The 22,226-nt window shown below is 71.4% G+C and carries 21 protein-coding genes and 1 pseudogene; 6 read left to right on the top strand and 16 right to left on the bottom strand.

All coding sequences use genetic code 11. The features are described from left to right. Positions 1-59: 59 nt before the first annotated feature. The 16 genes from SM757_RS31905 to thiD all read right to left on the bottom strand — a co-directional run bounded on the left by SM757_RS31905 (position 60) and on the right by thiD (position 16,483). Complete coding sequence (locus tag SM757_RS31905; protein WP_066336963.1) at positions 60-962, bottom strand: carbohydrate kinase family protein; 903 nt, start codon at positions 960-962, stop codon at positions 60-62. A gap of 14 nt (positions 963-976) precedes the next feature. Continuing rightward, positions 977-2,146, bottom strand: coding sequence for a DUF3426 domain-containing protein (locus SM757_RS31900; RefSeq protein ID WP_322468427.1), 1,170 nt, complete (start codon positions 2,144-2,146; stop codon positions 977-979). Further along, entirely contained in the window at positions 2,139-3,047 is a 909-nt protein-coding gene (gene prmA, locus SM757_RS31895) for a 50S ribosomal protein L11 methyltransferase (RefSeq protein ID WP_322468426.1), read from the bottom strand. The genes SM757_RS31900 and prmA overlap by 8 nt, the downstream gene beginning before the upstream one ends. A 6-nt stretch (positions 3,048-3,053) precedes the next feature. Next, the gene (gene accC / locus SM757_RS31890) at positions 3,054-4,403 is read right to left on the bottom strand and encodes an acetyl-CoA carboxylase biotin carboxylase subunit (protein ID WP_066336955.1); all 1,350 of its coding nucleotides are present in this window, start codon (positions 4,401-4,403) and stop codon (positions 3,054-3,056) included. Positions 4,404-4,511: 108 nt separating this feature from the next. Continuing rightward, positions 4,512-4,976: an acetyl-CoA carboxylase biotin carboxyl carrier protein gene (gene accB, locus SM757_RS31885; RefSeq protein ID WP_066336953.1), complete on the bottom strand. Its 465-nt coding sequence runs from the start codon at positions 4,974-4,976 to the stop codon at positions 4,512-4,514. Positions 4,977-5,305: 329 nt separating this feature from the next. Then, positions 5,306-5,818 carry a TlpA family protein disulfide reductase gene (locus tag SM757_RS31880; RefSeq protein ID WP_322468425.1) on the bottom strand — a complete coding sequence of 171 codons (513 nt, stop codon included), beginning with the start codon at positions 5,816-5,818 and terminating at the stop codon, positions 5,306-5,308. After that, positions 5,815-6,417, bottom strand: coding sequence for a hypothetical protein (locus SM757_RS31875; protein ID WP_066337045.1), 603 nt, complete (start codon positions 6,415-6,417; stop codon positions 5,815-5,817). Before SM757_RS31875 ends, SM757_RS31880 begins: the two co-directional genes overlap by 4 nt. An 85-nt stretch (positions 6,418-6,502) precedes the next feature. Next, a complete protein-coding gene (locus SM757_RS31870) occupies positions 6,503-7,318 on the bottom strand; it encodes a transglycosylase domain-containing protein (protein WP_322468424.1) in 816 nt (271 codons plus the stop codon). Positions 7,319-7,334: 16 nt separating this feature from the next. Then, positions 7,335-8,171: a shikimate dehydrogenase gene (aroE, locus tag SM757_RS31865; protein ID WP_322468423.1), complete on the bottom strand. Its 837-nt coding sequence runs from the start codon at positions 8,169-8,171 to the stop codon at positions 7,335-7,337. Between the two features lie 25 nt (positions 8,172-8,196). Continuing rightward, positions 8,197-9,063, bottom strand: coding sequence for an energy transducer TonB family protein (locus SM757_RS31860; protein WP_174548622.1), 867 nt, complete (start codon positions 9,061-9,063; stop codon positions 8,197-8,199). A gap of 7 nt (positions 9,064-9,070) precedes the next feature. Then, positions 9,071-11,113: a ribonuclease catalytic domain-containing protein gene (locus tag SM757_RS31855; RefSeq protein ID WP_322468422.1), complete on the bottom strand. Its 2,043-nt coding sequence runs from the start codon at positions 11,111-11,113 to the stop codon at positions 9,071-9,073. A 48-nt stretch (positions 11,114-11,161) separates the two neighbouring features. Then, positions 11,162-11,902 carry a 3-oxoacyl-ACP reductase FabG gene (gene fabG / locus SM757_RS31850; RefSeq protein ID WP_066336944.1) on the bottom strand — a complete coding sequence of 247 codons (741 nt, stop codon included), beginning with the start codon at positions 11,900-11,902 and terminating at the stop codon, positions 11,162-11,164. 245 nt (positions 11,903-12,147) lie between these two features. Then, on the bottom strand, positions 12,148-12,780 hold the full coding sequence (locus SM757_RS31845; protein ID WP_322468421.1) for a YqiA/YcfP family alpha/beta fold hydrolase: 633 nt from the start codon (positions 12,778-12,780) through the stop codon (positions 12,148-12,150). Further along, entirely contained in the window at positions 12,777-14,135 is a 1,359-nt protein-coding gene (gene mpl / locus SM757_RS31840) for a UDP-N-acetylmuramate:L-alanyl-gamma-D-glutamyl-meso-diaminopimelate ligase (RefSeq protein WP_322468420.1), read from the bottom strand. Before mpl ends, SM757_RS31845 begins: the two co-directional genes overlap by 4 nt. A gap of 97 nt (positions 14,136-14,232) precedes the next feature. Then, positions 14,233-15,531, bottom strand: a complete 1,299-nt coding sequence (gene hemL, locus SM757_RS31835) for a glutamate-1-semialdehyde 2,1-aminomutase (protein WP_322468419.1) — start codon at positions 15,529-15,531, stop codon at positions 14,233-14,235. Beyond that, a complete protein-coding gene (thiD, locus tag SM757_RS31830) occupies positions 15,521-16,483 on the bottom strand; it encodes a bifunctional hydroxymethylpyrimidine kinase/phosphomethylpyrimidine kinase (RefSeq protein WP_066336933.1) in 963 nt (320 codons plus the stop codon). The genes hemL and thiD overlap by 11 nt, the downstream gene beginning before the upstream one ends. Before the next feature lie 181 nt (positions 16,484-16,664). Here thiD and SM757_RS31825 point away from each other — a divergent pair, with 181 nt between their 5' ends. From SM757_RS31825 to SM757_RS31800, 6 genes and pseudogenes are all read left to right on the top strand, one after another. Then, complete coding sequence (locus tag SM757_RS31825; protein ID WP_066336931.1) at positions 16,665-16,817, top strand: rubredoxin; 153 nt, start codon at positions 16,665-16,667, stop codon at positions 16,815-16,817. Positions 16,818-16,957: 140 nt separating this feature from the next. Beyond that, positions 16,958-17,317: a response regulator gene (locus tag SM757_RS31820; RefSeq protein ID WP_066337038.1), complete on the top strand. Its 360-nt coding sequence runs from the start codon at positions 16,958-16,960 to the stop codon at positions 17,315-17,317. A 92-nt stretch (positions 17,318-17,409) separates the two neighbouring features. Further along, on the top strand, positions 17,410-17,775 hold the full coding sequence (locus SM757_RS31815) for a response regulator (protein ID WP_066336927.1): 366 nt from the start codon (positions 17,410-17,412) through the stop codon (positions 17,773-17,775). 32 nt (positions 17,776-17,807) lie between these two features. Further along, entirely contained in the window at positions 17,808-18,350 is a 543-nt protein-coding gene (locus tag SM757_RS31810) for a chemotaxis protein CheW (RefSeq protein WP_322468418.1), read from the top strand. Continuing rightward, positions 18,347-20,554: a methyl-accepting chemotaxis protein gene (locus tag SM757_RS31805; RefSeq protein ID WP_322468417.1), complete on the top strand. Its 2,208-nt coding sequence runs from the start codon at positions 18,347-18,349 to the stop codon at positions 20,552-20,554. The genes SM757_RS31810 and SM757_RS31805 overlap by 4 nt, the downstream gene beginning before the upstream one ends. A 4-nt stretch (positions 20,555-20,558) precedes the next feature. Beyond that, positions 20,559-22,226 (top strand): annotated as a pseudogene (locus SM757_RS31800) (hypothetical protein); the annotation flags it as partial.

Raw genomic sequence — 22,226 nt, 5'->3', positions numbered from 1 at the left:
AAAACAAGGGCCCGTTGGGCCCTTGTTCATTTCAATGGCTGTCGCGTTGCCCGCAGTGCTCAAGCGGCAATGGGCTCGACGCGGTGGTTCTGCGGGCCGGCCTGCGCAATCTTGAGCGCGCCCATGCGGTTGCCCAACTCGACGCAGCGCACCAGTTCCCAGCCGCGCTCCAGGCCGTAGAGCAAGCCGCCGCGGAAGGCGTCGCCGCAGCCCGTGGGGTCGACCACGCGCTCAGCCTCCACGCCCGCCACCAGCGTGCGCTCGCCCTGCACCCAGACCTCGCAGCCCTGCGCGCCCAAGGTCACGATCACGCCCTGGAGATGCGGCTGGCGCGAGATCTGCTCCAGGCTCTGGCCTGTGCGCTCGCACAGCATGCGCGCCTCGTAGTCGTTGACCGCCACCCAGGTGGCCTGCGCGATGAAGCCGCGCAGTGCCTCGCCGTCGAACATGGGCAGGCCTTGGCCCGGGTCGAACACGAAGGGGATGCCGCGCTCTTGCAACTGCGCGGCGTGGCGCAGCATGGCGTCGCGGCCGTCGGGCGCCACGATGCCCAGGGCCAGATCGTCGCGGGCGGGCACGTCAATCAGGTGCGCCTGCTGCATCGCGCCGGGGTGGAAGGCGGTGATCTGGTTGTTGTCGGTGTCGGTGATGATCATCGCCTGCGCCGTGTAGCTGTCGGCTTCCACGCGCACGCAGGAGCTGTCTATGCCCAGGTCCTGCAGCCGCTGCAGGTAGGGAGCGCCGTCGTTGCCCAGCGCCGCGGCCACCACCGGCTCGCCGCCCAGCGCCTTGAGCGTGTAGGCGATGTTGCCCGCGCAGCCGCCGAACTCGCGCCGCATCGTCGGCACCAGGAAGGACACGTTCAGGATGTGCACCTGCTCCGGCAGGATCTGCTGTGCAAAGCGGCCGGGGAAGGTGGTGATGGTGTCGAAGGCCAATGAGCCGCAAACGAGAACGGGCATGGAAGCTCCGGGGGTCAGGGATAGAAGAGTTCGACCGAGTAGCCCGCCACGGGCTGCGTGCCCATGTCCAACACGGCCTGGAGCGGTTGCTCCTGGCCCGGAGGGATGGCGGCCACAGTGGCGCCCAAGTCGCGCACGCGCAGAACCTTTTTCACCAGCAGCACGCCTTGGGCGTCGGTGAGCCGCAGCTCGATGGCGGGCCAGCGCAGCGCCTGCGTGTCGCGGTTGCGCAGCACCAGCGAGAGCCGGTAGCGCTGGTCGTTGCCGGACAGGCGAGACAGCGCGCTGCTCTCCACGGCCAGCGCGGCCAGGTGGCGCGGCGCGGCCTCGGCGTTGCAGCGCGTGAGCACGCACAGCGGGTGCAGCAGCGGGCGCATGGCGGGATAGCGCGCGCTCAGCGTTGGCCGGGCAATGAGCGCGGCCTGCAGCAGTGCCGTCAGCGCCAGCACCGTGACGGCGGCCGACCACCAGGTGCGCTGGACCTCGGTGGGCTCGCGTGCGGGCGCCGGTGCCTGAAGAAAGGAGGGCGGTGTGCGGCTGGCGCCGGCCGTGGCCACGGGCTCCGGCAGCGCCACCGGTGCGGAAGGCATTGCACTGTCGGCAGCCGCTGCGCTTGGGCTGGCGGGCGGCTCCGAGGGCGTTTGTACCGCGATGCCGGGTGCGACCATATCGTCCAGCCCGTATGCGGCGGCGGCGGGAAAGCGCGAGTTCTCCCAGGCCGCAGGGGCCGCAGGCACGTCGGCAAATGGCGTGGGTGTCGATGCAACCGTCGGCGGGAGATCCGCTGCGCGCGGCGTGAAGGCGGGCTTTGCGGGCGGCACGAAGGCCGGTGACGCCGGTGTTGGGCGAGGGGGCAGCGTCGCGGCGGGCCCAGGCTCGGCGCGGCGGTACAGCGACGACACGGGCGGCAAGCGGCTGTTTTGCGCCTGGCTGGTATTCGCGGCGCGACCCGCGGGGCCCGGTCCGGCCCAGGGGCTGGACGCCGGCGCTCCAGCCGGTGCCGGCCGTGCGGGCGGCGGCGGGGAGGGCGCCACCGCCACCAGCGCCTGCAGCGCATTGAAAACTTCGCCGCACTGGCCACAGCGCGCCCAACCGCCGGAGGTCTGCAGCAACTGCGGCTGTACGCGGAAGGCCGTGCGGCATTTTGGGCAGCGCGCGGCCTGGTTCATGGGCTGATCAGGCATCTCCGGCCATGCGCGCGGTCATCAGCACCCAGCCTTCCTGGCTGTCGCTGACCTGCAGCTCGCACCACGAAGCGTAGGCGGCCTTGAGCTCGTCGGCCTGGCGCTCCAGGATGCCCGCCAGCACCAGGTCGCCGCCCGCAGCCACGTGGCCGGTGAGCAGCGGCGCCAGCAGCTTCAGCGGCGTGGCCAGGATGTTGGCCAGCACCAGCGGGTAGCGGCCCTGCGCCAGCTCCGGCAGCCCGGCGCGCAACTGCACGCCGTTGGCCTGCGCGTTGTCCTGCGTGGCCTGCACCGCGGCGGGGTCGATGTCCACCGCATCGATGTCGCGCGCGCCGTGCAGCGCCGCGCCAATGGCCAGGATGCCCGACCCGCAGCCGTAGTCCAGCACACGTTCCCAGCGCGCGCGGCGCTCGGCGCTTTGCTGCGCGATCCAGCGCAGGCACATGCGCGTGGTCGGGTGCGTGCCCGTGCCGAAAGCCAGGCCCGGGTCCAGGCGGATCACCTGCTGCGCCTGCTGCGGCGGCTCGTGCCAGCTCGGGACTATCCAGAACGCCGGCGTGACCTGCACGGGCTCGAACTGCGATTGCGTCAGGCGCACCCAGTCCTGGTCTTCCACGGCCTGCAGCGACTGCACGTGCAGCTCGTCGGCCCAGTCCTGGGCCAGCAGCAGCGCGGCCGCCTCGGTGGCCTGCGACTCCTCGGCAAACAAGGCCTTGATCGTCGAGCGCTGCCAGCCGCTCTTGGGCGCGGGCAGGCCGGGTTCGCCGAACAGGGCCTGTTCGGCATCGGTATCGACATCGGCGTCCTCCACCGACACCGACAGCGCTTCCAGCTCGTCCATCAGCGCTTCGGACACCGGTTCCACCAGCGCTTCCGGCGCGCGCAGCACCAGTTCGTACATCAGCAATTACCTCTTGTGCTGGGCCAGCCAGCCTTCCAGGTAATGGATGCTGGTACCGCCCTCGATGAAGTTGGCGTCCAGCATCAGCTCGCGGTGCAGCGGGATGTTGGTCTGGATGCCTTCGACCACGGTTTCGTCGAGCGCCGTGCGCATGCGCGCCAGGGCCTGCTCGCGCGTATCACCGTAGACGATGATCTTGCCGATCATCGAGTCGTAATGCGGCGGGACGAAATAATTGGTGTAGGCATGCGAGTCCACGCGCACGCCGGGGCCGCCGGGCGGATGCCACATGGTGATGCGGCCCGGCGAGGGGGTGAACTTGTAGGCGTCCTCGGCGTTGATGCGGCACTCGATGGCATGGCCGCGCGTCTGGATCTGGCGCTGGGTGAAGGGCAGCTTCTCGCCGGCGGCCACGCGGATCTGCATCTGCACGATGTCGATGCCGCTGACCAGCTCCGTCACCGGATGCTCCACCTGCACACGCGTGTTCATCTCGATGAAGTAGAACTCGCCGTTCTCGTACAGGAACTCGAAGGTGCCCGCGCCGCGGTAGCCGATCTTCTTGCACGCGGCGGCACAGCGGTCGCCCACGCGGTCTATGAGCCGGCGCGGAACGCCCGGCGCCGGCGCCTCTTCGATGATCTTCTGGTGGCGGCGCTGCATGGAGCAGTCGCGCTCGCCCAGCCACACGGCGCCCTTGTGCTCGTCGGCCAGCACCTGGATCTCGATGTGCCTGGGGTTCTCCAGGAACTTCTCCATGTACACGGCCGGGTTGCCGAAGGCCGCGCCCGCTTCCTGGCGCGTGGTCTGCACGGCGTGGATGAGCGCCGCTTCGGTGTGCACCACGCGCATGCCGCGCCCGCCGCCGCCGCCGGCCGCCTTGATGATCACCGGGTAGCCGATGGTGCGCGCGATGCGGATGATCTCCTTCGGGTCCTCAGGCAGCGCGCCCTCGGAGCCGGGCACGCAAGGCACGCCGGACTTGATCATGGCCTGCTTGGCCGCGACCTTGTCGCCCATGATGCGGATGGATTCCGGCGTCGGACCAATGAAGGTGAAGCCGCTCTTTTCCACGCGCTCGGCGAAGTTGGCGTTCTCCGACAGGAAGCCGTAGCCAGGGTGGATGGCCTCGGCATCCGTCACCTCCGCGGTGGAGATGATGGCCGGCATGTTGAGGTAGCTCTGCGCCGAGGGCGCCGGGCCTATGCACACCGCCTCGTCAGCCAGGCGCACGTACTTGGCGTCGCGGTCGGCTTCGGAATACACCACCACCGACTTCACGCCCAGCTCGCGGCAGGCGCGCTGGATGCGCAGTGCAATCTCGCCGCGGTTGGCGATCAATATCTTCTTGAACATGCTTTCTTCTCTGCGGCTCGGTCGCCGTCCCGGATTGGGCTGGAATCCGCGCCGTTGCAGCCCGCCGCGGGGGTGGCGGACAGCGGCGCGCGAAGAGCGCCTGCAGGCTTACTCGATGACGAACAGCGGCTGGCCGTATTCGACCGCCTGGCCGTTCTCGCACAGCACCTGCGTGATGGTGCCGGACTTGTCGGCCTCGATCTCGTTCATGATCTTCATGGCCTCGATGATGCAGATCGTGTCGCCTTCCTTGACGGTCTGGCCCACGTCGGCAAACGCCTTGGCGCCCGGGCTGGACGAGTGGTAGAGCGTGCCCACCATGGGCGACTTCACGATGTGGCCGGTGATCGCGGCCGGCGCGTCGGCCGCCTTGGGCGCAGCCTGCGGTGCGGGCGCCAGTTGAACGGGGGCTGCGGCGGCCTGCAGCACCGGCGCGGGAGCGGCGGCGGCCGCGTTGGCAAGCGGGTCGGCCTTGACGATGCGGACCTTGCCGTCGGCTTCCGTGATCTCCAGTTCAGAGATGTTCGATTCCGACACGAGGTCGATCAAGGTCTTGAGCTTGCGCAGATCCATCAGCTTCTCCAGAGCCAGGGCGACGGCCACGAACGTGTCATGGCCAGCGCACCTTTTTCGTTCAAGGGTTTGTCGTCAACGTCAGCCATCCGTCGGCTTCCGGCACGTTTTGCACGGGATAGATGTAACGCCTGCGGAGTGATCCTGACGTTGCGTCCGGCACAGGTTTTCCCTGCCCCGGAAATGCAAAGGGCCGAACTTTACGCGTTTTGCCTGCGGTTGCCGTCAGGTTCGTAAAAATTCAGCGCGATGGGTCGTTGAGCGGGCTCAAGGTTTCGTCACGCGGGACGCAAGCGTCTGTTACGGCCTCAACAGCCTTTTTTCAGGCCTCATCCCAGGTCGGACACCCATCGGGAAAGTTCCTCGCGCGTCGTTTCCCCGGGTTTTTGTCGGCGGATATGGCCTTGGGCGTCGAGCAGCACGGTGTAGGGCAGCACGCCCCCGGTGTTGCCCAACTGGCGCATGAGCTCGCTGCCGGCCAGGCCGGCCAGGGCCACGTCGTAGCCCACCGGGCGCTTTTGCAGGAACTCGCGCACCGGCGCCGCGCCGTCCACCGCCACGCCCAGCACATGGCCGCCGCGCGCCTTGAAGTCGCGGCTGAAGCGGTCGATCTCCGGCATTTCCTTGATGCAGGGCGGGCACCAGGTGGCCCAGAAGTTCACCAGCAGCGGCTGGCCGCGCAAGGCCGACAGCACCAGCGCGCCGCCTTGCGGCCGTTCCAGCTCCAGCGTCCACAGCGCCTCGGGGGCCGGCGTGCCCTGCGGTTGCGAGCGCCACCAGGCCAGGCCCGCGCCGCCGGCCGCGGCGGCCACGGCCGTCGTGATCCACAGCCGGCGCTTCATGCCGCGTCGCCCTCCAGCAGCCGGCGCAGCGCCGCCGTGTCGCCGCGCAGGGTGCGGCCGGTGGCGTCGGGCTTGAGCGCGCCGCGCAACTCGTCCAGGTCGCGGATGTGCAGGAACACCGTGATCATTTCGCCCAGCTCCTCGCTGCGGCCGGCAACGCTGAGCACGTCGTAAGGCTCCTGCCCGGCGCCGCGCGACTGCTGTCCCACCAGCTCGTAATCCACGCCCTGGTTGAGCAGCGTGATCTCGGCCGACTTGGGGTCGTCGCAATACAGGTCCAGGTGCAGGTTGGACAGCCGCGTGGCCGTGCCGCGCCAGGCCGCGCCGGACAGGTGAGGGCGGAACTCCGCCAGCCGCTGCATCCAGCGCAGCGCCACGCGGCGCAGCGCGGCCAGCTCGGCGGGCTGCGTGTCGGCGCAGAAGACCTGCAGGTACTCGCGCACCTGCTCCTCCACGGCGTCGTTGCTGGGCAGCTCGGTGCCGCGCCCGCGGCCCAAGTCGCGCGCGGCGCGCTTCTTGGCCGGGCCGTATTCCATGCCTTCCTCCACCACCAGCCGGGCGGCGGCGGCGGCGATCTCGGCGCTTTGAGGTGTTGCCATGTGGCCCATTTTAGGAAGGGCAGGCTGGCCCTCCGTGACAACCCGGATACCGGGCGGTGCGCAGCGCGCGTTCCGGTTGCCCCGTTCAGGGCAGCTGCACCGCCCCGGCGCGCGCGGCAATGGTGGCCGCGCGCGAGACGACGTAGGGCGAGGCCGGCCGCTGCTCGAAGCGCTTGGGCGCCGGCAGCATCACCGCCAGCCGCGCCGCCGGGCCGGGGCCCAGCTTGGCCGCGTCGGTGCGGAAGTAGTGCCGCGCCGCCGCCTGCGCGCCGAACACGCCTTCGCCCCATTCGACGTGATTGAGATAAATCTCCAGGATGCGCCGCTTGCCCAGCAGCGCCTCCAGCGTCAGCGTGATGACGAACTCCTGACCCTTGCGCACCAGCGTGCGCTCGCTGTCCAGGAACAGGTTCTTGGCCAGTTGCTGTGTGATGGTGGAGCCGCCAATCACCTTGGGCGCCGAGGCCGGCGGCGGTTCGCGTCCGCGCACGCTGGCGCGGCGGCTGGCCAGTTCGTTGAGCTTTTCCGCGCGCGCCTGGGCGCGCTGGTTCTTGTTCCAGGCGCTTTCAATCGCGTCCCACTCCACGCCGCCGTGCTGCGTGAAGCCGGCGTCCTCGCTGGCGATCACGGAGCGTTTCAGGTGCGGCGAGATACGGTCCTCATCCACCCACTGCTGCGCCCAATCGATGCGCCCCTTCTCGCGCAGCAGCCGCCAGGCCTCGCTGCGCTCGAAGCTGGTGGACGCCGGGTCCACCCAGCGCATGAGCGCAATGCGCCCAACGAAATAGAGCTGCAGCGACAGCGCGCAGATGAACAGCAGCGCCAGCAGGCGTGCGAGCTGGCGCAGCACGCCGGCCGGTCTGCGCGCCTGGGCCGCCGGCAGGGACGCCGCCGCTTTCATCGCCGCCTGGACGCCTTCAGCCCTTGAGGGCGCGCAGCGCTGCCAGCACCGGGGCCGTGTCGGGGCGCACGCCGCGCCAGGCGGCAAAGGCCTCGGCGGCCTGCTCCACCAGCATGCCCAGGCCGTCGCGCGGTTGAGCGCCGTGCAGCCGGGCCCAATCCATGAAGGGCTGCGCCTTGGGTCCGTACATCAGGTCCACCGCCAGCGCGCCGCTGCCCAGCGCCGAGGCCGGCACGGGCGAGGCCGCGCCCTCCAGGCTGCTGGCGCTGGCGTTGATGACCACGTCGAAGCCTTCGCCCGGCGCGTGCAGCGTGGCCGTGTGCAGCCGCACGCCACTGGCCTGCGCCAGCTCGGCGTGGCGCAGCACCAGGTCCTGCGCGCGTTCCTCGGTGCGGTTGACCACCACCAGCTCCGCCGGTGCGGCTTGCAGCAGCGGGCCCAGCACGCCCGCGCCCGCACCGCCCGCACCCACCAGCAGCAAGCGGCGGCCGCCCAGCGCGCAGCCGGCGTTGGCCTCGATGTCGCGCACCAGGCCCACGCCGTCGCTGTTGTCGGCCACGATCTCCTCGCCCTCGAAGCTCAGCACGTTGGCCGCCTGCGCCAGCTCCGCGCGCCCGGTGCGGCGCGTGGCCAGGCGCAGCGCCTCGAACTTGAAGGGCACCGTCACGTTGGCGCCGCGCCCGCCGCCGGCCACGAAAGCGCGCAGCACGGCCTCGAAGCCGTCCAGCGGCGCCCACAGCCGCGAGTAGGCCAGGCACTGCCCGGTCTGCTCGGCGAAGGCCTGGTGGATCTGCGGCGACATGCTGTGCTGCACGGGGTGGCCGAAGACGGCGTAGCGGTCGAGGTCGCTCATAAAGAGTGGAGGAGGTGGAGGGTTGTCAGGGGGTGGCCAACGGGATGGCTTCCACGCCGTCCTCGCGGGTGAAGCGAAAGCGCGCGGTGACCACGAGCAGGTCGGCCTGCACGCGCAGTTCGGGTCCGAAGGGGCCGTAGGGCGAAGCGGCCTGGACGATGGCCTGCGCGCGGCGGTCCAGCAGCGGCTGCTCGGAAGGCTTGAGCACCTTGGTCTGCACCACGCGGCCCTGGGCATCGACGGTGATGCCCATGGTCAGCTCGCCGTAGAGCTTGCGGCCCTGCACCTGCGGGAAGTCCTGCGTGCCGCGGGCCTCGATGCGGCGGCGCAGCGCGTCGTAGTAGCGCGCGTAGGCCACTTCGCGCGTGGCGGGGCTGACGTAGCGCTTGCGCGGACGGGCGTTCTCCTCGTTCACGCGGCGCTCTATCTCGGCGAGCTGGCGCTGCAGCCGGCGCTGGCGCTCCTCCTGCTCATGCGCGGCCGGGTTGCCGGCCTCGCGCCGGGGGTCGGGCTGGGGCACCTGCGCCAGCGCCTCGCGCAGCAGCGCCAGCATCTGCTGCTGCTGGGTTTGGAGCTGCTCGATCTGGCGCTGCGCGTCCTCGCTGTCGTTGCCCGGCGCCTCCAGCGCCGAGGCGGGCAGGGGCGAGGTGGCGCGGCCGGACTCGGCGTCACCGCCGCCGGCCAGGCTGTACTGCGCCAGCGCCTGCGCCTTCTTGGGCGACTGTTGCGCCTGCGCGTTGACCAGCACCACCTCCAGCGGCGAGTCCTTGAACAGCCGGTCGAAGGATTGCGGATCGGCCAGCCGCAGCCCAAGCAGGGCTGCGTGCACCGACAAGGACAGGCCCAGCGCCCACTGCAGCGGGCTCAGCGCCGGCAGTCGCAGCGCGCGCATGGCGGCATCAGGCGGCCGCGGCGGGCGGCTCGGCCGCCACGGCGGCATCGGCGTCGGCCACGTCGATGGCCAGCGCCAGCGGGCCGCTGGTCTCTTCCTCGGCCTCGTCGGCCTCGGGTTCGGCCAGCGCTGCGGACGGCGCCGCGTCGTCCAGGCGCGCCAGCAGGCTGGCGTGCAGATCCAGCGTCAGCAGGTCGCAGCCGGTGACGCGCACGCGCACATGCGCGCCGCGCGGCAGGCCTTCGCAGCCCAGGGCGCGGAACACCAGCGGCAGCGTGTCGGCGCGCACCAAGCCGTCCTTGAGCACGGCGGCGTCCAGCTCGGCCACGCCGTTTTGCTGCAGCCAGCGCAGCGTCCAGAAGCGCTCGATGCCGTGCTGGAAGTCGTTGTAGGCGCCGTAGGCCGCGTCGAAGCCGGAAATGATGGAGAAGAGGCTGGCGTCCTTGGGCTTGAAGGGCGCGGCCAGCGCCGCGGTGCGGCCGTGGCGGGCGCAGGCAATGATCTGCCACTGGTTGACCAGGTCCACGTAGCGGCGCAGCGGTGACGTCGCCCAGGTGTACTGCGCCACGCCCATGCCGGCGTGCGGCGCGGGCTTGACGCCCATGCGCACCTTGATGCCCGGCGCCAGGCTGGCCTGGCTGCGGTAGATGCCCGGCACACCGCACTCGGCCAGCCAGCCGCCCCAGGAGCTGTTGGCCAAGATCATGGCCTCGGACACGATGAGGTCCAGCGGCGCGCCGCGGCGCCGCGTGCTGATGTGCACCGTCTCGTCGCCCGTGGGCTCGCCCTCGTTGTCCAGCAGCCGGAAGTTGTAGTCCGGGCGATTGAAATTCTCGGGCTTGCCGCGCACCACCTCGCGCTGCGCCTTGAGGTGCCTGGCCAGGCGGTAGGTGAAGGCCAGCTCGGCAGCGAACTCGTAGTCGGCCGGGGCTTCGCCGGTCAGGCTGGCCTCGGTGATGACGTCGTCGAGCTGGTCGTGGCGCAGGTTGCGCACGATGGGCACGCGCTCCAGCCGTGTCTCGCGCGAGCGCACCTCCAGCGTCGCCTCGTCGAAGGTGACGTACAGGCTCACCGCCGGGCAGTCGCGGCCTTCAATGAGCGTGTAGGCCTGCACCACCTCGTCGGGCAGCATGGTCAGCTTCCAGCCCGGCATGTAGACGGTCGAGAGGCGGTCACGCGCCACCTTGTCCACCGGCGTGTCCGGCTGCACCGCCAGGCCCGGTGCGGCGATGTGCACGCCCATCACCACGGTGCCGCTGCCTAGGCCCTGCACGGACAGGGCGTCGTCGATCTCGATGGTGGCCGAGTCGTCGATGGAGAAAGCCGCCACGGGCGCCAGCGGCAGCTCTTCCTTGATGGCCGGCGCCTGCAGCGCAGGGAAGCCCGTGCCCTTGGGGAACAGCTCGAACAGGAAGCGCCGCCAATGGAACTGGTAGGGGCTGCTGATGGCGCCGGCCTCCTTGAGCAGGTCCAGCGGCGCGCGCTGCGCCTGCTTGGCCGCGTCCACCACGGCCTTGTACTCGGCGGCGTTCTTGTCGGGGCGGAACAGGATCTTGTAGAGCTGCTCGCGGATCGGCTCGGGGCAGCGCCCGGCCACCAGCTCGCCGGCCCAGCTTTCGATCTGCGCGGCCAGCTGCTTCTTGCGCTCAATGCCCAGCAGCGCGGCCTTGACGATCTCTTCAGGCGCCTTCTTGAACACGCCCTTGCCGGCGCGGCGGAAGTAGTGCGGAGCGTCGTAGAGGCGCAGCAGCGCCGCCACCTGCTGCTGCAGCGAGGCGTTGGCGCTGAAATAGTCGCGTGCCAGCGCGGCAAAGCCGAACTCGCCTTCCGGCGCGAATTCCCAGGCCAGGTCGAGATCGATCTCGGGCGCGATGGCCTGGGCGCCGGCCAGGAGCTCGGCAGGTGCGGGCTTGTCGAACTTCAGCAGCACGTTGGCGGTTTTCACCTTGACGCGCTTGCCGGAGTCGAGCTCGACCTGCAGCGAGCTCTCGGCTTCTGACATCACACGGCCGGCCAGGAACTTGCCGGCTTCATCGAACAGGGCGTACATCGGCGCTATTGTCGCCGCAGCGGCAGGGCGCGCCGATGTGCCCGCTCGTCAGACGGTCAGGCCGCCCGCGACTTCGAGCACGGCGCCGTTGACGTAGCTGGCCTCGTCGCTGGCCAGGAAGGCGTAGGCGTTGGCGATTTCTTCCGGCTTGCCCAGGCGCCCCATGGGCACTTCGGCCTTGAGCTGGTCAATGACCTTGTCGGGAATGGTGTCGAGGATGGGCGTCTGGATGAAGCCCGGCGCCACCGCGTTGACGCGCACGCCCTTGGGGCCCAGCTCGCGCGACCAGGTCTTGGTGAAGCCGATGACGCCGAACTTCGTGGCCGCGTAGTTGGTCTGGCCGAAGTTGCCGTAGATGCCCACCACGCTGGAGGCGTTGAGGATGACGCCGCTGCCCTGCGCCACCATCGTGTCGGCCACGGCCTGCGAGCAGTGGAAGACGCCGCGTAGGTTGACGTCGATGACGGCGTCGAACTGCTCCAGCGTCATCTTCTGCAGCCGTGCGTCGCGCGTGATGCCGGCGTTGTTGACCAGCACGTCGATGCGCCCGTGGCGCGCCTTGACCGCGGCCACCATGGCGTCCACCTGCGCGCGGTTGGTGACGTTGACCACGTGGCCCTCGGCCCGCCCGCCGGCCTCCAGGCACTGGCCCACGGCGGCGTCCACCGCCTCCGGCTTCACGTCGCACAGGACGACCACCGCGCCCTCCGCGCAGAACTTCTGTGCCGTGGCCAGTCCGATGCCTTGGGCGGCACCGGTGACGATGCAGATCTTGTCTTTCAAACGCATGAATCGAGCTCCAGGAAGGTGTGAACGGCACCGGCCACCGCGAGCCACCAGGGTGCGGGCGCTTTGGGCCGATGCGCTCGCATCCATGGTGTCACGCGGTTTGGTACTGCCTGGACGGCCGGGTTGGCCAGCAGCCCTGGGCGGGGCCGGGAACTGCAGGCGTGTTGCCGGCAATCAATGTACCCCGGCCCAACACCGCTTCGCGACGGGCGCCGCGAGGCGCCCAGGTGCCGCTCAGAGGGGGCTCAGACAGCGCTGGGCTGCAGGCCCAGAAAGCCCAGCAGGCGGGGCAGGTGGGCGTCGAAATCCGACAGCGCGTGATCGCTGCCCTCGATGACGTGCAGGCCGCATTGCGCATAGCGGGCCGCCATCTCATGCCAGTCCAGCACCTCGTCGCCGGTGGCGACGAAGGCCAGGTAGCGCCGGGGGTTGGTGATGGCCGGCGGATGCAGCTCGCGCAGCTCGTCCACGAACTCGGCCCGGAAGAAGAAATGCTGCTGCGGATCGTGAAACGCCGTTTGCTCGCCGATGTAGCGTGCCAGGTCGCGCGCGGGTTCCACGGCCGGGTTGATCAGCACGGCGCGGCAACTCCGCCGCTCGGCCAGCACCGTGGCGTAGAAGCCGCCCAGCGAGCTGCCGACCACGGCCATGCCGTCCTTGGGCCAGTCGGCCGTGCCCTGCAGCAGCAGATCGACCGCCTCGCGCGGCGAGGGCGGCAGCTGCGGACACCACCAGTGCACGTCCGGCCGGTGCGCCTGCATCCAGGCCGCCATGCGCTGCGCCTTGAACGAGCGCGGCGACGAGCGAAAGCCGTGCAAGTACAGCACGTGGGTGACGGGCGCCCCGGGGCGGGCCTGGGGCTCGTCGGCGGTGTTCACGCCTTTTTCCCCAGGGCCTGCAGCAGTTTGTCGTGTATGCCGCCGAAGCTGCCGTTGCTCATGCACAGGATGTGGTCGCCGGGCCTGGCGGCCTTCACCACGGCGCGCACGAGGGTGTCGATGTCCTCGCACACCAGGGCCTGATCGCCCATGGGCGCCAGCGCCTCGGCCGCGTTCCAGCCCAGGCCGCCGGCGTGGCAGAAGCTCAGGTCCGCCTCTTCCAGCGCCCAGGGCAGCTGGGCCTTCATGGTGCCGAGCTTCATGGTGTTGGAGCGCGGCTCGAACACGGCCAGGATGCGGTCCAGCCCAACGCGGCGGCGCAGCCCGTTGACGGTGGTGCGCAGCGCGGTGGGGTGGTGCGCGAAGTCGTCGTAGACCTTTACGCCGCCGGCCTCGCCGCGCAGCTCCAGGCGGCGGCGCACGTTCTCGAAGCGGCCCAGCGCCTCGGCCGCCAGCTCAGGCGCCACGCCCACGTGCTCGGCCGCGGCCAGCGCCGCCAGCGCGTTGAGCTGGTTGTGCTCGCCCAACAGGGCCCATTCCACGCGGGCGATCTTGAGGCCGCCGCGCAGCACGTCGAAGGCATGGGGCTCGCCGCGCGCGCGCAGCGTGCCGGCTTCTTCCTTGCGCGTGCCGAAGCGCTGCACCTCGCTCCAGCAGCCGCGCGCCAGCACGCGCTGCAGGGCCTCCTCGCGGGCGTTGACCACCAGGCGTCCACTGGCCGGCACGGTGCGCACGAGGTGGTGGAACTGGGTCTCGATGGCGCCCAGGTCCGGGAAGATGTCCGCGTGGTCGAACTCCAGGTTGTTGAGCACGGCCGTGCGCGGGCGGTAATGGACGAACTTGCTGCGCTTGTCGAAGAAGGCGGTGTCGTACTCGTCGGCCTCGATCACAAAGCTGCGGCCCGCGCCCAACCGCGCCGAGACGCCGAAGTTCATGGGCACGCCGCCCACCAGGAAGCCCGGCTGCAGCCCCGCGTGCTCCAGGATCCAGGCCAGCATGGACGTGGTGGTGGTCTTGCCGTGCGTGCCGGCCACGGCCAGCACGTGGCGGCCCTGCAGCACTTCCTGCGACAGCCACTGCGGCCCGCTGGTGTAGGGCAGCCCCGCGTCGAGGATGGCCTCCATCAGCGCGTTGCCGCGGCTGACCACGTTGCCGATCACGAACATGTCCGGCTTGAGCGCGAGCTGGTCCGGGCTGAAGCCCTCGATCAGGTCGATGCCCAGGGCGCGCAACTGGTCGCTCATGGGCGGATAGACGTTGGCGTCGCAGCCCGTCACGCGGTGGCCGGCCTCGCGCGCCAGCGCCGCCAGTCCGCCCATGAAGGTGCCGCAGATGCCCAGGATGTGGATGTGCATCGGCTGAATTTTAAAAGTGGCCCAAGGGGCTTCGCGGGCGGCTGCCAGACAGTTACAGCCCGGCCGCGAGGGCCGGGCGCATGCCGGTGGCTGCGTCTCAGGCCCGCAGTGCGGTGCGCGCGGCTTCCAGCGTGGCGTCGATGTCGGCGTCGCTGTGCGCGGCGCTGACGAAGCCGGCCTCGTACATGGCCGGGGCCAGGTACACGCCGCGATCCAGCATGGCGTGGAAGAAGCGGTTGAAGCGCTCGGTGCCGCCGGCCATCACGGTCTTGTAGTTCTGCGGCAGCGACTCGGCGAAGAAGAAGCCGAACATGCCGCCCTCGCAGTCGCCCACCAGCGGCACGCCTTCCTCGCGGGCCACGGTTTCCAGGCCGTCCACCAGGCGCTTGGTCTTGGCGGCAAGCGCGTCGAAGAAGCCGGGCTTGGCGATCTCGCGCAGCGTGGCCAGGCCGCAGGCCGTGGCCACCGGGTTGCCGCTGAGGGTGCCGGCCTGGTAGACCGGGCCCAGCGGCGCGAGGTGCTGCATGACGGCGCGGCTGGCGCCGAAGGCCGCCAGCGGCATGCCGCCGCCGATGACCTTGCCGAACACGCTCACGTCCGGCTTGAAGCCCGGGATCAGCTTGGCGTAGAGGGACTGCGCGCTGCCCAGCGCGACGCGGAAGCCGCTCATCACCTCGTCGAGCACCAGCAGCGCGCCGTGCCGGGTGCACAGCTGGCGCAGCCGCGTCATGAAGGGCACGCTGGAGCGCACGAAGTTCATGTTGCCGGCGATGGGCTCGACCATCACGCAGGCGATCTCGGCACCCTGCAGCGCGAAGGCCTCTTCGAGCTGCTCGACGTTGTTGTATTCGAGCACCATGGTGTGCTGCACCACCTCGGCGGGCACGCCGGCGCTGGTGGGGTGGCCGAAGGTGGCCAGGCCCGACCCGGCCTTGACCAGCAGGGCGTCCGCGTGGCCGTGGTAGCAGCCCTCGAACTTGATCAGCAGCGAGCGCCCCGTGGCGCCGCGCGCCAGGCGGATGGCGCTCATGGCGGCCTCGGTGCCGGAGCTCACCAGGCGCAACTGCTCCACGCTGGGCACCTGCTCGATGATGGCCTCGACCAGCTCGATCTCGCGCTCGGTGGGCGCGCCGAAGCTGAAGCCCTCGGTGGCCGCGCGCTGCACGGCTTCGAGCACGGCCGGGTGGCCGTGGCCCAGGATCATCGGACCCCAGGAGCCGATGTAGTCGATGTAGCGCTGGCCCTCGGCGTCGACCATGTAGGCGCCCTGGGCGCTGCGGATGAAGCGCGGCGTGCCGCCCACGGCGCGGAAGGCGCGCACGGGCGAGTTCACTCCGCCAGGGATGACGGCTTGGGCGCGTTCGAACAGGGCGGCGTTGGTGGTTTCAGTGGACACGGCGGGAGCTTCCCTTGTTGTTGTCGCTGGCGGGGGAGAGGGTTTCGGCCTCCTGGGCTTGCGGCATCTCGCCCTCGGCGCCCTCTTCGGGCGGCAGTGCCCAGAAGAAGCGGTCGGGCACCACGTTGCCCATGCCGGGGCGGAAGCCCGCGTCCAGGCTCTGGTCCAGGAAGGCCAGTGCCTCGCCCACGGCGGCCTGCAGCTCGGTGTCGGCCGCCAGCAGCGAGGCCAGCGCCGCGGAGAGCGTGTCGCCCGCGCCGACGAAGGCGGTGTCGAAGCGCTCGAACTTCTCGCCCGTGAGCGCGGCCTGCGGCGAGGCCAGTACGTTGTCCAGGTACTGCTCGCCGCCGCGCGACTGCAGGTGCACGCCCGTGACGAGCACGAAGCGCGCGCCGTGCTCGGCCGCGGCCACGGCCAGCTCGCGCGCGGAGGGCGGGCGCTCGCTTTCCCAGTCCGGCAGCAGGAAATCGGTGAGCGTCTGGTGGCCGCCCACCAGCACCTCGGTGGCGGGCAGGATGAGCTCGCGGAAGGCGTCCAGGTAGGGCTCGCGCTGGTCTTCCTGCTCTATCCACGAGAGGCTGGGCATGTAGGCCACCAGCGGCACGTCGGGGTAGTCGGAGAGGATCTCCGCCACCGCCGCCACCACCTCGGCCGAGCCGAGGAAGCCGACCTTCCAGGCCGAGATGGTCACGTCTTCCAGCACGGAGCGGGCCTGCTCCACGACGACCTCGGCGTCTATCTCGTGGTGGTCGAACACCTCGGCGGTGTCGCGCATGAGGATGGAGGTGGTCACGGGCAGCGCGTGCGCGCCCATGGCGGCGATGGTGCACACGTCGCCGGCCACGCCGCCCGCGCCGCTGGCGTCGGCGGCGTTGAAGCTCATCACGCAGGCCGGTGCAGGAGCTTCCTGCGCCGCTTCGTCGGCGGCGGCGGGATTGGTGTCGGGGTTCATGGGGGTGGTCCTGAAGTTCCTGCGGCGCTGCGCCTGCGAAGCTGCTGCGCGCGGGCGCAGGACTGTGAAAAGTGGCATGTTGCCGGGGCCGGATCGTCGCGCCGGACGCCCAGAGGCCATGGCTACAATGCCCGTCGATTGTAGTGATTGACAATACCAAGTGAGCGAACCCCGAACCTGGATGTGCCTCATCTGCGGCTGGATCTATGACGAAGCCGCCGGCGACCCCGAGCACGACATTGCCCCCGGCACCCGCTGGGAAGACGTGCCCATGAACTGGACCTGCCCCGAGTGCGGCGCCCGCAAGGAAGACTTCGAGATGGTCCAACTTTGAGCCACGGCGCCGCCTGTGCCTGCTGCAGGCGGCCACGGCCTTGCTGAGAGCGGAAGGCTCCCATGATCGACGACGAAACCGTCCCCGCTTCCGCTTTCGCCACCACGGCACCGTCCCTGGCCGTCACGCCGCTGCGCGTGATGGTGATCGACGACAGCCACACCATCCGGCGCAGCGCCGAGATCTTCCTGCACCAGGGAGGCCACGAGGTGCTGCTGGCCGAGGATGGCTTCGACGCGCTGGCGCTCATCGACGAGTTCGAGCCCGCGCTCATCTTCTGCGACATCCTCATGCCGCGCCTGGACGGCTACCAGACCTGCGCGCTGTTGCGGCGCAACCCGCGCTTTGCCCAGGTGCCGCTGGTCATGCTCACCTCCAAGGACGGCCTGTTCGACCGTGCCCGTGCCCGCTTGGCCGGCGCACAGGACCACCTGACCAAGCCCTTCACCAAGGACCAGCTCCTGCACGCCGTGGCCCGCTACGGCCCGGCCGGCGGCTGAAGCCGGGACCGCAGGTCCCAGGCCTACTCCGTACCCGAACGCGTTTGCCGCGCATTCCTCCCTCCAAGCTTGCACGGCCCCAAGGACTCCCGATGCCGATTCACAAGATCCTGCTGGTGGACGATTCCCGCACCGAGCTGCATCACATGAGCGAGTTGCTGCGCCAGGCCGGCTACAGCGTGCGCACGGCCGAGAACGGACAGCAGGCGCTCACCAGCTTGGCCGAGGACAAGCCCGACCTCATCCTCATGGACGTGGTGCTGCCGGGCTCCAATGGCTTTCAGCTCACCCGCACCATCACGCGCGACCAGCGCTTTGCCGATCTGCCCGTGATCATCTGCAGCAGCAAGGGGCAGATGACCGACAAGGTCTGGGGCATGCGCCAGGGCGCGCGCGACTACGTGGTCAAACCCGTGGATACCCAGGAGCTTCTCGGCAAGATCCGGGCGCTGGGCTGAGGCGCCGCGTGCCGTCGTCGCCACCGCCGTCCATGCCCCGCCAGGAAGATCCCCGGCAGTTGCAGGCGCGGCTGGCGCAGCAGCTTCACGACATGCCCGCCGGCCAGGCCCCCGCGTGGCTGGCCGCCGAATGCGCCGGCCTGCGGCTGCTGCTGCCGCTGCAGGAGGTGGGCGAGATCGTCGAGCACGCGCCGCCGCTGCTGCCGCTGCCCCACGCGCGGCCGTGGTTCGAGGGCGTGCTCAACCTGCGCGGCCAGCTCCACGGCGTGGTGGACCTGGCCGCCTTCCTGGGCCTGCGCCCCGGCGGCGGCGTGCCCGCGGCCGGTCACCTGGTGGCGTTGCACCCGTCGCTGGGCCTGCACTGCCTGCTGCGCGTGGACCGGCTGGCCGGGCTGCGCAACGGGGCTCAGCTCGCATCGCTGCCCAGGCCGGCCGCACGGGACGGCGCGCCGGCCTTCGCGGGCGAGCTCTACGACGACGGACAGGGCCGGACCTGGCAGGCGCTGCGCCTGGCGGCACTGGCGCGCGACGCGCACTTCCTGCACGTCGCCCAGCCGCTGCCGGGGCCGCAATGAGGCTGCGCCGGCTGCTGGATGCCCGTGCCCACGCCGTGCAGGCGGCCTGGGCCGCCTCCGGCGCCGTGCCGCCAGCACCGCCCTCGGACACCGCCATGGCGCCCACCGTGCCCATGCAGCGCTCAACGCGCAGCCGCACGGCGCGGCGGTTGCGCCGTGCGGCTGCGCAGCCCGCGGTGCGGCGCCAGCGGCTGCTGGCCGGCCTCATGGCGCTGGGCACCGCGTCGCTGGTGGCTGGCACGCTGCTGGCGGTGCAGCGCGCCGAGCGCGGCTCCTCCCAGGTGGCCGCCTGCGGCCAGGCGCTGATGCAGTCGCAGCGCCTGGCCAAGTCGGCCGCGCAGGCGCTGGCCGGGCAGCCCGCGGCCTTCGCCGAGGTGGAGGACAGCGCCGGCGTGCTCGCGCGCAACCTGCGCGGCCTGCGCGGCGCCACCGGCATGGCGCCCGCGCCGCGGGCGCTGCAGCCCAAGGTGGCGCAACTGCTGCTGCTGGCCGAGATCGCCGAAAAGAACGCCCGCACCGTGCTGTCCCAGCAGTCGCGGCTGATGCAGGCCGCGCAGGCGCTGCAGGTGCTCAACGGGCTCTCCGCCCAACTGCTTGCAGACGCCGAGGCCCTGGCCGTGCTGGAGCTGCAGCGCGAGGCCGTGCCCGCGCGGCTGGCCGCCATGGGGCGGCTTTCTCTGCTCACGCAGCGCATTCCGCGCAGCGCCATCGAATTCTTCACCGCCCACGACACCCGCCACGAGACGCTGCAGCGCCTTGGGCAGGACCTCGACGCCTTCCGCACCCTGGCCCACGGCCTGCTCGATGGCGACCCCATGCTGCGCCTGCCGCCCGCGCGTGAGGCCGCCGCGCGCGAGCAACTGCTGGCGCTGCTGGACGTGTTCGCCCGCACCCGGCGCGAGGCCGGCGTGATCCTGGAGCAGTTGCAGCCGCTGGCCGCCGCCAGCGCCGCGCACCAGGACATCGTGCTCGACAGCGAGCCGCTGCGCCGCGGCCTGGAAGACCTGCAGCACCGCCTGGAGCGCGAGGCCGGCTTCGGCGGCGCGGCCCTGGTGCTCATGGTGCTGGGGACGCTGGCCCTGTTGGGCGGCGGCGCGTCGCTGGTGCGGCTGTACGTGCGCGAGCAGGCCCAGCGCGCCGCGCTGGCCGAGGCGCGGCGGCGCGATGCCGAGCTGCGCCGCCAGGAGGAAGAGCGCCGCAACGAGGCCACGCAGGCCGCCATCCTGCGCCTGATGAACGAGCTGCAGGCCGTCTCCGGCGGCGACCTCACGCGCCAGGCCACGGTCAGCGAGGACGACCTCACCGGCTCCATCGCCGACGCCATCAACTTCACCGTCGAGGCGCTGCGCGAGCTCGTCTCCCAGGTGCAGGACACCGCCGCCAGCGTCAGCGCCACCATGGGCGACGTGCAGCGCACGGCCGCGGCGCAGCTTCAGGCCTCCACCGCGCTGCTGCGCGAGATACGCGACACCGGCGAATCGGTGCTGGCCATGGCCGGGCACATCCACGACGTCTCGGCCCAGGCCCAGCACACCGCCGAGGTGGCGCGCCACGCGCTGCAGGCCGCCGGCCGCGGGCAGGCCGCGGTGCAGGACAGCGTGCGCGGCATGCAGGCGCTGCGCCACCACGTCCAGGACGGCGCCCGGCGCCTGGAGCACCTGGCCGGGCGTTCGCAGGACATCGGCGAGATCACCGGCCTCGTCGCCGGCATCGCCGGGCAGGCCAAGGTCCTGGCGCTCAACGCCGCCATACGGGCCGCCGGCGCCGGCGCCGGCGAGGCCGGGCGCGGCTTGCCGGTGGTGGTGCAGGAGGTGCAGCACCTGGCCGAGCGCTCGGCCGACGCCTCACACCGCATTGCGGCGCTGGTGCACGGCCTGCAGGCCGACACCCGCGATGCCCTGGCCGCCATGCAATGCACCACGCAGGGCGTGGCGCAGGGCACGCAGTGCACCGACGCCGCCGGCGCCGCGTTGAGCGACATGGCGCGCGTTTCACGTGAGCTGTGCGCCCACATGGCGCGCATCTGCGAGCAGGCCCTGTCGCAGGCGCAGTCGGCCTCGGTGGTGGCCGCCAACATTCAGCACATTTTTGCCGTCACCGAAAAGGCCGAGGCCGGCACGCGCTCCACCGTGCAGCGCGTGCAGGACCTCGCCCGCAGCGCCGAAGCGCTGCGCCAATCGGTGGCCCGCTTCAAGCTTCGTTGATCCGATGGGCTCCCAAGTTTCCAACGCCTTCCTGTTGTCCGATTTCATGGTCCCGGCGCCGGCCGACGCGGCCGTCCCGCCGCTGGAGCTGGAGCCCCAGGCCAGCGTCGAGTCGCTGGCGCGCGTGCACGAGGAGCTGTCGCGGCTGCTCGAAGCCGTGCCGCGCACGCTGCAGCGGTTGCGCCGCGGCGCCGCGCCGGCCGAAGGCGACGCCGCCGCGGTGCAGCAGTTGGCCGTGCGCCAGTTGCGTCAGGCCGCGGGCGCGCTGCGCATCGCCGGCTTCGAGCAGACGGCGCGGCTGCCCCAGGCCGCCGCGGCGCTGCTGGAGCCGCCGGCCACGCGCGGCGAGCTGGCGGCGGAAAACCTGGTCGAGGCCGTGGAGCAGGGCTGCGCCGCGCTGCAGGCCTACCTGCGCCGCTGGCGCCTGGGCTCGCCGCTGTCGCCGCTGGCGCTGTTCCCGGCCTGGAGCCGGCTGTGCACGCTGGCCGGGGCCGAGCGCGTCCACCCGGCCGACCTCTGGCCCGTGCCCTGGCGCTGGCTGGCCCTGCCCGCCGACGAGCGGCTGCCGCCGCTGCAGCCCGCCGGGCCCGCCCGCACGGCCGCCGAGCAGTTGACGCTGGCGCTCATGCGCGATGCGCGCAGCCCCGCCGCGGCCCGGCTCAGCGACCTCTTCGCCGCGCTGGCGCGCGGTGCCGCCGACGGCCGCATGGCCACGCTGTGGGGCCTGGCCGCCGCGGTGTACGAGGGGCAGGCCAAGGGACTGCTGGTGCCGGACGTGCATCTCAAGCGCGTGTCCGCGCGGCTGCTGGCGCAAATCCGCCGCGGCCCCTTGGGCACGGTGGACGAGGCCACGCAGCGCCTGGCCCACGACCTGCTGTTCTTCTGTGCCCAGGCCGGCACGCAGGTCCAGGCCAGCAGCGCGCCGCGGCTGGCCGCCGTGCGCCATGCCTGGGAGCTGCAGCGCCACCCGGCGGTGGACATCGACCATGTGCTGCCGGCCGCGCCTGACGCGGCGCTGCTGGCGCACACGTTGCGCCAGGTCGCCACGGCGCAGGCCTTGTGGGACGGGGCCGCCGCCGGCACGCCGCATCCGGGCCTGTCCAACGTGTTCGCCCAACTGGCGCAGGCGATCAGACAACTGCTGCCCAAGGAGGAGCTGGCCGCGCAGGCGCTGGGGACGGCGCTGGAGCAGGCCGCGGCCGTGGGCACGCCCTGGACCGCGTTGGCCCTGGAAGTGGCGCAGGCGCTGCTGGCCCTGCAGATGCTGCTGCAGGAGTCCGACACCGAGCCGCCGGGGGCGCAATTGCAGCGCTTGGCCACGCGCGTGGCGCAGGTGCTGGCGGCCGACCCGCTGGACGTCTCGCTGGAACATCTGCCCGTGGAGCCTTGGCTGCTGGCGCTGTCGCAGCGCGGGGCCGAGCGCCAGGCGCTGGCCGCGCTTGGGCAGTCGCTGCGCACCGCCATCAACGAGGCCGGGCTGCAGATAGACGCCCTGGCGCAGACGGCCGACGAGAACACGCTGCGCGCCCTGCGCCAGCGGCTGCACAGGCTCGAAGGCGTGCTGGCCCAGCTTGGGCGCACGGCCCTGGCGCAGGGCATGCGCCAGTTGCGCGAGGCGCTGCCGGCGCAGGCCCGCGTGCTGGAGCCCGCCGCCGCCGCCGGCCTGGCGCAG

It is taken from the genome of Azohydromonas lata (genome assembly GCF_034427735.1).
Classification (GTDB): domain Bacteria; phylum Pseudomonadota; class Gammaproteobacteria; order Burkholderiales; family Burkholderiaceae_C; genus Azohydromonas; species Azohydromonas lata.
This window is presented reverse-complemented; position numbering and strand designations above follow the sequence as displayed.

Bases quoted from the DNA above. Each gene is read 5' to 3' on its own strand.
- SM757_RS31905 (WP_066336963.1), bottom strand. From the start codon at position 962: ATGCCCGTTCTCGTTTGCGGCTCATTGGCCTTCGACACCATCACCACC.
- SM757_RS31900 (WP_322468427.1), bottom strand. From the start codon at position 2,146: ATGCCTGATCAGCCCATGAACCAGGCCGCGCGCTGCCCAAAATGCCGC.
- prmA (WP_322468426.1), bottom strand. From the start codon at position 3,047: ATGTACGAACTGGTGCTGCGCGCGCCGGAAGCGCTGGTGGAACCGGTG.
- accC (WP_066336955.1), bottom strand. From the start codon at position 4,403: ATGTTCAAGAAGATATTGATCGCCAACCGCGGCGAGATTGCACTGCGC.
- accB (WP_066336953.1), bottom strand. From the start codon at position 4,976: ATGGATCTGCGCAAGCTCAAGACCTTGATCGACCTCGTGTCGGAATCG.
- SM757_RS31880 (WP_322468425.1), bottom strand. From the start codon at position 5,818: ATGAAGCGCCGGCTGTGGATCACGACGGCCGTGGCCGCCGCGGCCGGC.
- SM757_RS31875 (WP_066337045.1), bottom strand. From the start codon at position 6,417: ATGGCAACACCTCAAAGCGCCGAGATCGCCGCCGCCGCCGCCCGGCTG.
- SM757_RS31870 (WP_322468424.1), bottom strand. From the start codon at position 7,318: ATGAAAGCGGCGGCGTCCCTGCCGGCGGCCCAGGCGCGCAGACCGGCC.
- aroE (WP_322468423.1), bottom strand. From the start codon at position 8,171: ATGAGCGACCTCGACCGCTACGCCGTCTTCGGCCACCCCGTGCAGCAC.
- SM757_RS31860 (WP_174548622.1), bottom strand. From the start codon at position 9,063: ATGCGCGCGCTGCGACTGCCGGCGCTGAGCCCGCTGCAGTGGGCGCTG.
- SM757_RS31855 (WP_322468422.1), bottom strand. From the start codon at position 11,113: ATGTACGCCCTGTTCGATGAAGCCGGCAAGTTCCTGGCCGGCCGTGTG.
- fabG (WP_066336944.1), bottom strand. From the start codon at position 11,902: ATGCGTTTGAAAGACAAGATCTGCATCGTCACCGGTGCCGCCCAAGGC.
- mpl (WP_322468420.1), bottom strand. From the start codon at position 14,135: ATGCACATCCACATCCTGGGCATCTGCGGCACCTTCATGGGCGGACTG.
- thiD (WP_066336933.1), bottom strand. From the start codon at position 16,483: ATGAACCCCGACACCAATCCCGCCGCCGCCGACGAAGCGGCGCAGGAA.
- SM757_RS31825 (WP_066336931.1), top strand. From the start codon at position 16,665: ATGTGCCTCATCTGCGGCTGGATCTATGACGAAGCCGCCGGCGACCCC.
- SM757_RS31820 (WP_066337038.1), top strand. From the start codon at position 16,958: ATGGTGATCGACGACAGCCACACCATCCGGCGCAGCGCCGAGATCTTC.
- SM757_RS31815 (WP_066336927.1), top strand. From the start codon at position 17,410: ATGCCGATTCACAAGATCCTGCTGGTGGACGATTCCCGCACCGAGCTG.
- SM757_RS31810 (WP_322468418.1), top strand. From the start codon at position 17,808: ATGCCCCGCCAGGAAGATCCCCGGCAGTTGCAGGCGCGGCTGGCGCAG.
- SM757_RS31805 (WP_322468417.1), top strand. From the start codon at position 18,347: ATGAGGCTGCGCCGGCTGCTGGATGCCCGTGCCCACGCCGTGCAGGCG.